General features: G+C 74.3%; 5 protein-coding genes. 4 read left to right on the top strand and 1 reads right to left on the bottom strand.

Annotated elements, in window-relative coordinates; translation table 11 throughout:
- On the top strand, nt 1-531 hold a 531-nt coding region (locus ACWEVO_RS32600; protein WP_452311286.1), incomplete at its 5' end, for a S1C family serine protease.
- 128 nt (nt 532-659) lie between these two features.
- Entirely contained in the window at nt 660-1433 is a 774-nt protein-coding gene (locus ACWEVO_RS32595; RefSeq protein WP_452311285.1) for a hypothetical protein, read from the top strand.
- Between the two features lie 129 nt (nt 1434-1562).
- On the opposite strand, the gene ACWEVO_RS32590 is transcribed toward ACWEVO_RS32595, so the two are convergent.
- Nucleotides 1563-2135 (bottom strand): DUF3000 domain-containing protein, encoded by a 573-nt coding sequence (locus tag ACWEVO_RS32590; RefSeq protein ID WP_452311284.1) that lies wholly within the window; start codon nt 2133-2135, stop codon nt 1563-1565.
- 198 nt (nt 2136-2333) lie between these two features.
- Here ACWEVO_RS32590 and hemE point away from each other — a divergent pair, with 198 nt between their 5' ends.
- The gene (hemE, locus tag ACWEVO_RS32585) at nt 2334-3428 is read left to right on the top strand and encodes a uroporphyrinogen decarboxylase (RefSeq protein WP_452311283.1); all 1095 of its coding nucleotides are present in this window, start codon (nt 2334-2336) and stop codon (nt 3426-3428) included.
- Between the two features lie 2 nt (nt 3429-3430).
- A partial coding sequence (locus tag ACWEVO_RS32580) for an FAD-dependent oxidoreductase (protein WP_452311287.1) occupies nt 3431-3578 on the top strand: 148 nt, incomplete at its 3' end.

The raw sequence follows: 3578 nt of genomic DNA, 5'->3' as shown, positions 1-3578 counted from the left end.
GGCACCGCACTCAGCCTGAAGTTCCCTCTGGCCGACACGGAGATGCCGGCGGCGGGCACCGAAGCGATGGCCGGCGAGCTGGCCCGCCTGGACAACTTCCACGTGGTCGAGTCGGTCTACGGCGGCGGCGGCCGGAAGGTCTTCCTGGAACGGTCCGACCAGCGTTTCCCGGCCACCATCGTCCGGGTCGACAAGGACAAGGACATCGCCCAGTTGACCACCACCGCCCGGTTCAAGGCGCTGGTCGCGGCCAGCACGCCGGTCAAGTCCGGGCAGCAGATCGTGGTGGTGGGCGCCCCGCTCGGCCTCCAGGACACCGTGACCACCGGCGTGGTCAGCGCGTTCCGGAAGGAGGACTCGGGCCCGGTCATCCAGTTCGACGCGCCGATCAACCCCGGCAACTCGGGCGGGCCGGTGATCAACGGGTCCAAGGAGGTCGTCGGCATCGCCACCGCCAAGGCCCGGGACGCCGAGGGCATCGGCCTCGCCGTGCCGATCAAGACCGCCTGCGACACCTTCTCGCTCTGCTGACCGGCGCCGCCGGCCCGCCCTCGACCGCATCGCACCACCCTCGGCGCGTGGCCCCGACCATGCCCGAGCCGTAGACCCGGCCCCTTCGGGCCCACCCCACGGGGACCAGCACACCTGGAGGAAGAGACATGTCCCAACCACCGACCGGCGCGGGCGGTTACCCGCCGCAGCCGCCGGGCGGCACCGTGTACGGCAGCCCGTACGGGGGCGGCCAGCCGGCACCCCAGCAGTACGGGCCGACCCAGCCGGAGCCGACCCGGCCCCAGCCCGGCGTGCCGCAGGCCGCGCCGCCGGTCCCCGGGCAGTACCCGCCGGCCGCCGCCCCGGCGCCGGGCCCGTACACGCCCGGTTCCGCCCCGGTCTCCGCGCCCGGGTACCCGCAGCCGCTGTCGGCCCCGCCGATGTCCGCTCCGCCGGTCTCCGGCCCCGGCTTCGGCCCCCAGCCGATGTCGGCCCCGCCCGGCCCGGTGTCGCCGTACGAGGCGCCGGCGGCGAGCGGCGGCAAGCGGCGGACCGCCCTGATCCTCGCCGTCGTCGCCGGACTGCTCTTCGTCCTCGGCGGCGTGATGACCGGCCTCTACGTCAACACCAACGGCAAGCTGGACAAAGCCGAGAAGAAGGTCAGTCAGCAGAGCGGCACGATCGCGGCCAACCAGCAGGAGATCGACAAGCTGAAGGCGGATCTCCAGTCGGTCCGGGACAAGCTGTCCGACACCGAGCAGGACCTGACCGGCACCAAGAACGACCGCGACGAGCAGGCCCGGCAGAAGAAGGTCATCGCCAGCTGTCTGGACAAGCTGACCACCGCCCTGCGGGCGGCGTCACGTGGCGACAAGGCCGCCTTCGACGCGGCCAGCAAGGGCATGGACAAGGTCTGCGACGAGGCCGACAACTACCTCTGATACCTCTGAGCACCGCCCCGGCACGGGCCGCCCCGATCGACCGGGGCGGCCCGTCCGTATCTGCCCACCCGCGTCCAGACGCGGGACGGGGCAGGGTGCAGGAGCGGGGCGTTGGGCCGCGGGTGGGGGTCAGGCGGCGCCGGCGGGGCGGCGGGTGGGGAGGGCGGTCACGCCGGGTGGCGGCAGGCCGGCCGTCGAGGCCAGCAGGGTGCACCAGCCGAGCAGGTGCGGCGCCAGGTCGACCCCGAGCGGGGTCCACGAGGCGCGGATCTCGATGTCGCCCGCGGCGGGCGGCCCGGCCAGCTCGCCGAACCGGGTGGAGAGGGTCTGGGTGACGGTGCCGCCGATCGCCCGGTACCGGGCGTCCTGCGCGTCCAGCGCGTCGGTCAGCCAGGTCCAGCCCACGCCGGGCAGCAGCGGGTCGCTGGCCAGGTCCACCTCCAGCTCGGCGGTCACGTAGGTGACCAGCCGGAGGGTGCCCTGCCAGGCCTCGTGGCCGGCCGGGTCGTGCAGCAGGATCAGCCGCCCGGTCGCCACCTCGTCCTCGTCCCGCAGGACCGCGGCGGAGAGCGCGAACGCGTACGGGGCCAGTCGCTGCGGCGCGCCGACCTCCTCCAGCACGATCTCGGGCCGGCAGGTCGCCGAGCGCAGACCCGCGACCGCGCGAGCGAAGGTTTCCGGGAGCGCGATCGGGGGGGCCATGCGGGCAGCCTATGCCGCCGTCCGTCGGCACCGGGTGACGGCACGCCGGGCGGCGGTCACGATCATGTGACAGCGGCGGCCGGTGTTAAGAGGGGGCCCTTCCTATACCGCAGGCGTTAACAAGGGGCCCTTCCTTTCACGTCACAAAAGGTGACGGTGAGCGCGAGGGGCGCTCGGGCGCGTGGCACGATGGCCGCGATGACCACCGACACCACGGGCACTGCCGCCCGAGACGGAGAAGCCCGCCGCGGCGGGCCGGCCGACTCGCCCTTCGTCCGCGCCTGCCGGCGCGAGCCGGGCCCGCACACCCCGGTCTGGTTCATGCGCCAGGCCGGCCGGTCCCTGCCGGAATACCGGGAGATCCGGGCGAACGTGCCGATGCTGGAGTCGTGCCGCCGCCCCGAACTGGTCACCGAGATCACCCTCCAGCCGGTCCGCCGGCACGGGGTGGACGCGGCGATCCTGTTCAGCGACATCGTGGTCCCGGTGGCCGCCGCCGGCGTCGACCTGGACATCGTGGCCGGCACCGGCCCGGTGGTGGCCGAGCCGGTGCGCACCGCCGACGACGTGGACCGGATCAGCCCGATCACCCGCGACGACGTCTCCTACGTGGACGAGGCCGTCCGGCAGCTCGTCGCCGAGCTGGGCGACACCCCGCTGATCGGCTTCGCCGGCGCCCCGTTCACCCTGGCCAGCTACCTGGTCGAGGGCGGGCCGTCGCGCACCCACGCGAAGACCAAGGCCCTGATGTACGGCGACCCGGAGCTGTGGCACGCCCTCTGCGGGCGGCTGGCCGAGGTGACGCTCGCCTTCCTGCGGGTGCAGGTCGACGCCGGGGTCTCCGCGCTGCAGCTGTTCGACTCGTGGGCCGGCGCGCTCTCGGAGGCCGACTACCGCCGGTACGTGCTGCCGCACTCGGCGCACGTGCTCGCCGGTCTGGCTGACGCGGGCGTGCCCCGGATCCACTTCGGGGTGGGCACCGCCGAGCTGCTCGGCGCGATGGGTGAGGCCGGCGCCGACGTGGTCGGCGTGGACTGGCGTACCCCGTTGGACGTGGCCACCGGCCGGATCGGCCCGGACAAGGCGGTGCAGGGCAACCTCGACCCGTGCGTGCTGCTCGCCCCCTGGCCGGTGGTGGAGGCGGAGGTGCGCCGGATCCTCGACCAGGGGCGGGCCGCCCCCGGTCACGTGTTCAACCTCGGGCACGGCGTGCTGCCGGAGACCGACCCCGAGGTGCTGACCCGGGTGGTCGCGCTGGTGCACGAGCTCAGCGCGCGGGACGCGAGGAGCTGATCGTGGCGCGACCGTGGCGGGTGGCGATCGTCGGTGGCGGGATCACCGGGCTGGCCGCCGCCGTCCGGTTGCGCGACCGCGCACCCGCCGGCACCGAGATCACCGTGTACGAGCAGTCCGGCCGGCTCGGCGGCAAGCTGCGCACCGGCG

The sequence above is a fragment of the Micromonospora sp. NPDC003776 genome, assembly GCF_053605645.1.
The sequence above is the reverse complement of the archived record's forward strand: the minus strand, read 5'-3'. Positions and strand labels throughout refer to the sequence as shown.